Genomic DNA, 5,153 nt, shown 5'->3' on the forward strand with positions numbered 1-5,153 from the left:
CCGCCGCAGACGGCGGCGGTAACGCTCCAGGGCGGCCGGAAAGCCCTGGGAGACGAACGTGTTCACCTCGTCGGGGCGGGCGTTGTCAAGGAAGCCCTCCAGGCCCTGGCCCGAGTCGGCCATGCGCAGGGGACGCTCCACCCGCTCCATGGCGAGCAACAGGCCGAGAAGCAGGAGCGGGAACGAGATCGCGGCAATCAGAAACATGGCGGGCACCATGGTGAGGGACAACTCTGTGTAACTAACACGCGGGGTCAGGATTAGGTGATGCGACGTTGGACACATCCGGCATCCCGGCTGGAGAACGCGATGATCCGGTCACCGGATACCCTGTGAACGTGTCCACCCTCGCCGACGCCGCCACCGAAAGCCCGCTGGCGCGGACACGGCGAGCCCGGAAGATCGTCCGCATACTCGGCGAGCTCCACCCGGACGCACGGATCGCGCTCAACTTCGGCAATCCCCTCGAGCTTCTCGCCGCCACCGTCCTGTCCGCCCAGTGCACCGACAAGAAGGTCAACGAGGTAACCCCGACGCTGTTCGCGAAGTACCGCACCGCCGACGACTACGCCGCCGCCGACCGGGCGGAACTCGAGGCCATCCTGCGGCCGACCGGTTTCTTCCGGGCCAAGGCGAACTCGCTCATCGGGATCGGCGCCGCCCTGGCCGACCGTTTCGACGGGAACGTACCCCCGCGCCTCGACGACCTGGTCACCCTGCCCGGGGTCGGCCGCAAGACCGCCAACGTCGTGCTCGGGCACATCTTCGACCAGCCTGGCATCACGGTCGACACACACGTCGGACGGCTCTCGCGCCGGCTCGGGCTCACCACCAACACCGACCCGGTCAGGGTCGAGAGCGACCTCGCCAAGCTGCTCGAACGGCGCGACTACACGATCGCCTCCGACCGGCTCATCTTCCACGGCCGGAGGGTCTGCCACGCCCGGCGGCCGGCGTGCGGCGTGTGCGGCATCGCCCGCCTGTGCCCGTCGTTCGGCCTCGGCGTGACCACGCCGGCACAGGCCGCCCGGCTGGTCCGCGCCGACGCCGAAGCGGCCAGGTGAGCACAGCCACGCAGCCCGACAGCCCGGACGATCTCGACGGGCTGGCCGAAGCCGACAGTCCGGCGCAGTCCCCCGTCCTGGCGGGAGAGCCGGGAGAGCACAGCCCGGCCGGAGACCACGGTCTGGCGGGGGCCCGCGGCCCGGCTGGGGTCGGCAGCCTGGTCGGCCCGGCTGGCCCGGCCCGAACGGGCAGTCCAGCCGGAACAGGTAGCCAGGCTGAAGCGGCCAACCCGGTCGAGGCCGGCGTGCCCACCTGGCTCACGGGCCTGGCGGCAGCCCTGCGCACCGCCCGTCCCGACCAGCTTTCCTGGACCAGGCTGCACGCGGCCGACGGGCGTCCCGCGGCCGTCCTCATGCTGATCGGCGACGGCCCGCAGGGGCCTGACATCCTGCTCATCGAACGCGCGGCGAGCCTGCGCAGCCATGCCGGCCAGTCGGCCTTCCCGGGCGGGGCGACCGACCCCACCGACACCTCCCCGGCCACGACCGCGCTGCGGGAGGCCAGGGAGGAGGTTGGCCTCGACCCTGCCGGCGTGCGGATCCTGGCCACCGGACCCGCCCTCTACATACCGCCGAGCCACTTCCTGGTGACGCCGGTGCTGGGATGGTGGCACACGCCGTGCCCGGTCGCGCCGGTGGACCCGAGCGAGACGTCCACGGTCGTCCGAGTACCGATCACCCACCTGGCCGACCCGGCGAACCGGCTGCAGGTCCGCCATCGCAGGACGGGTGTGCTGGGGCCGGCCTTCCGCGTCCAGGAGATGTTCGTCTGGGGCTTCACCGGTGGGCTGATCGACGCGCTGCTGCGGCTGGGCGGCTGGGAGCGCCCCTGGCTGCCCACCGAACAGGTCGAGTCACCGGTGACGGGCACCCCGCCGGCACCCGCGGCGGACACCCTGCCGGCGTCCACCGGCCTCGGCCGGACGCCGGGGTCGACGGGCGGCCCGGGATGAGTCAGGCGGACACACACGCAGCGTTACAACCGCCCGTGGAGAGCGCCGGAAGCGCAGGGTGGCTCCGGGCGAGTCACCCTGCGGGCGGTACCGTCAGCCCGGCCGGTGACCCGTCGGGACCTCGGCCCGCTCGACGGACTTCGGCCCGCCGGACGGGCTTTGCGGGCCGAAGTCCCCGGTGCTCCCCGCGATCCACCCAGCTCCACGGACAGATCGATGACAGATCCGCGCCCGGCCCGGACACCAGGGACGACAGTGTCCTGAACAGACGCTCGTCGGCGAAGGGCGACAAGGACCGGAGGCAGCAATGAGCGTAATGACCGGCCCGGGTACCCTCCCGGGCCTGGCGCCCAGCGCCGACAGGCCGTGTCGCCGTCGAACGGCCCGCCCGGCCACGCCGACCGCCACCCTCACGTTCTCTCTCGCCCTCGTCCTCCTCGTCCTCGGGCTCGGGCTCAGCGGCTGCGGAAGCGACACGCCGGCCAGTTCACCCTCGGCCGCCGCCACCGCCACACCAAAGATCGAAAATGACGTTCAGGTCTTCGACGTGGTCGGCACCGCCTCTCTTGAGTTCTCGCCCTCGACCCTGACAGCCCGGCCCGGGAAGATCAGGGTAAATCTGACGGTGCCGGCGGGCTCCGCCCCGCACAACTTCGTGATCCCGGAGATCCCCGAGGCCCGTACCAGCGTCGCTTCGGCGGGCACATCACAGTCGGTCACGTTCACCATCGACAAACCGGGCAGTTACTCGTTCCTCTGCACGATCCATCCGAACATGCACGGCACGCTGACGGTCGGCTAGCGGATACCGGGCAGCCGAAGATGTTCGACATTCTTGACCTCGTCCTGGTCATCGCTGTGATCATTTTTGCTGTGTCCGGCTACCGGCAGGGCTTCGTGGTCGGGGCGCTGTCCTTCATCGGGTTCCTCGGCGGCGGTGTCCTCGGCGCGCACATCGCGACACCGTTCGCGGAAATGATCAATGCGGAGTCGCAGGGCCCCATCGTCGGCATTCTCGTCGTCCTCGGCCTCGCCCTGATCGGGCAGATCGCCGCCACCGCGCTCGGCGCGGCCCTGCGCGACAGGCTCACCTGGCGGCCGGGTCAGACCGTCGACGCGGTGGCCGGCGCGGTGCTCTCCGGTATCTCGGTGCTGCTCGTGGCATGGCTGCTGGCAACGGCGGTCGACCGGTCCCCGTTCACCACCCTCGCCGAGCACGTCCGCCGCTCCGAAGTCCTGCGGACCGTTGACGCGGCCATGCCGAACACCGTGCGCGACGCCTTCGCCGACCTGCGCAGACTCGTCGACCAGAACGGCTTCCCCGAGGTCTTCGCCGGCCTCGGCGGGGGGCAGATCGTGCCGATCGAACCGCCCGACACCACGGCCGACAACACCCAGGCCGTGCAGACCGCGGCAGCCAGCATCCTGAAGATCCGCGGGATCGCGCCGTCGTGTTCCAAGCGGGTCGAAGGCACCGGTTTCGTCTACGCGACGGAACGGGTGATGACGAACGCCCACGTTGTCGCCGGGGTGACCCGACCCCAGGTCGAGGTCGGCAACAGCACCCTGCCGGCCAGGGTCGTGGTGTTCGACCCCGACACCGACATCGCCGTCCTCTACGTGCCCGGGCTGCGCCAGACACCGCTGTCCTTCCAGAACGACCCGCCCGGCCGGGCTGGAGACGACGCGATCGTCGCCGGATATCCCCAGGACGGCCCGTACACGACCGCGCCGGCCCGCATCCGCAACCGCCAGACCGCCAGGGCCCCGAACATCTACTCCCAGGGCACGGTGCTGCGTGACATTTACGCTGTCCGTGGGCAGGTGCTGCCGGGCAACTCCGGTGGGCCGTTGCTGTCCGAACAGGGCACCGTCTACGGCGTGGTGTTCGCCGCCGCCACGAACGACTCGGACACCGGGTACGTGCTGACCAGCGCCGAGGTGGACGACCTGGCCGCCGCCGGTCAGGCCACGAGCACCGCCGTCAGCACCCGCAGCTGTGACTGACCAGGAACCGCGACCGACCCGAAGCTGTGGCCGACCCGAAGCTGTGGCCGGACGGAGAGCCCGTCACTGCGTCAGCCAGGAGAGGATCTCGTTGGTGACGACGTCCGGGGCCTCCTCCGGGAGGAAGTGACCGACTCCGTCCAGCAGCTTCCACTCGTAGCGACCGCTGACGTAGCGTCCTGAGCCCTGCGCGGTGGACGGGAGCATGAACCTGTCGAGGCGCCCGTGCAGCTGCAGGGTGGGGGCGGCCACCGAGCGGCGCAACGCGGCGGCGAAACGGGCCCCGTCCGGCCGGAACAGCGACCGGAAAACCCACCGGTGGTACTCCAGTGAGCTGTGCGCGACCCCTGGAATTCGGATCGCCTCCCGATAGCGGGCCTCCGTCTCGGCGTCGGGGTAGCCCGGGCCGCCCCATGCCCGCAGCACCTCACCGACATAGGCCGCGTCGTCGGCGACCAGCAGCCGCTCCGGGCGCCACGGCAGCTGGAAGGTGATCAGATGCCGGCCGGCGACACCCTGCCCACGCAGGTCCGCCAGCATCTCGTGCCGGGTCCGCAGCGGATGCGGCATGGACAGCACCACCAGCCCGCGCACGAGCCGGGGGCACAGCGCCGCGGTCGTCCAGCCGGCCAGGCCGCCCCAGTCGTGCCCGACGATCACAGCATCCCGTTCACCGAGGGCCCGTACCAGCCCGGCGACGTCGTCGGACAGGGTGAAGGCGTCGTAGCCTCGCGGAGGCTTGTCGCTGGCCCCGTAGCCGCGCAGGTCGGCGGCGACCACCCGGTAGCCGGCGGCGGCGATCCCGGTGAGCTGATGGCGCCAGCCCCACCAGAACTGGGGGAATCCGTGCAGCAGCAGCACCAGCGGGCCCTCGCCGAGTTCGGCCACGTGCAGCCGGGTGCCGTTCGCGGACACGTCACGGTGACGCCACGGGCCATCCACAAGGACGACGCCGGGTTCGGGAACGGCAGCCTCCATCACACGTCAGCATGACAGACGACCGGTTCGGGGCAGCATGCCCGCCGTGCCAGGTGGGCCCAGGATGTCCGCTGGAACGCGTCAGCGGACCGGTTCGACGGGCCGGCCCACCTTCGACCGGTCCGCCTTTGACGAGCCGACTCACCGGCTC

6 protein-coding genes are annotated in these 5,153 nt (G+C 71.1%); 4 read left to right on the plus strand and 2 right to left on the minus strand.

The genetic code is table 11. The features are described from left to right. Nucleotides 1–207, minus strand: a 207-nt coding sequence (locus FrCorBMG51_RS05980) for a hypothetical protein (protein ID WP_235433352.1), incomplete at its 3' end; no start/stop codon positions are given. A gap of 131 nt (nucleotides 208–338) precedes the next feature. Between FrCorBMG51_RS05980 and nth the strand changes: the two genes are divergently transcribed. The 4 genes from nth (at nucleotide 339) to FrCorBMG51_RS06000 (ending at nucleotide 4,024) form a co-directional block, all read left to right on the plus strand. Beyond that, entirely contained in the window at nucleotides 339–1,064 is a 726-nt protein-coding gene (gene nth / locus FrCorBMG51_RS05985; protein ID WP_043607334.1) for an endonuclease III, read from the plus strand. Continuing rightward, nucleotides 1,061–2,017, plus strand: a complete 957-nt coding sequence (locus tag FrCorBMG51_RS05990; protein WP_235433353.1) for an NUDIX domain-containing protein — start codon at nucleotides 1,061–1,063, stop codon at nucleotides 2,015–2,017. Before nth ends, FrCorBMG51_RS05990 begins: the two co-directional genes overlap by 4 nt. Nucleotides 2,018–2,324: 307 nt before the next feature. Next, nucleotides 2,325–2,819, plus strand: a complete 495-nt coding sequence (locus FrCorBMG51_RS05995) for a cupredoxin domain-containing protein (protein WP_047222091.1) — start codon at nucleotides 2,325–2,327, stop codon at nucleotides 2,817–2,819. 20 nt (nucleotides 2,820–2,839) lie between these two features. Further along, the gene (locus FrCorBMG51_RS06000; protein ID WP_047222092.1) at nucleotides 2,840–4,024 is read left to right on the plus strand and encodes a MarP family serine protease; all 1,185 of its coding nucleotides are present in this window, start codon (nucleotides 2,840–2,842) and stop codon (nucleotides 4,022–4,024) included. Nucleotides 4,025–4,087: 63 nt separating this feature from the next. On the opposite strand, the gene FrCorBMG51_RS06005 is transcribed toward FrCorBMG51_RS06000, so the two are convergent. Further along, complete coding sequence (locus FrCorBMG51_RS06005) at nucleotides 4,088–5,002, minus strand: alpha/beta fold hydrolase (protein WP_047222093.1); 915 nt, start codon at nucleotides 5,000–5,002, stop codon at nucleotides 4,088–4,090. Between the last annotated feature and the right edge of the window lie 151 nt (nucleotides 5,003–5,153).

Origin of the sequence: Protofrankia coriariae, from assembly GCF_001017755.1 — a bacterium.
GTDB classification, from domain to species: Bacteria; Actinomycetota; Actinomycetes; order Frankiales; family Frankiaceae; genus Protofrankia; species Protofrankia coriariae.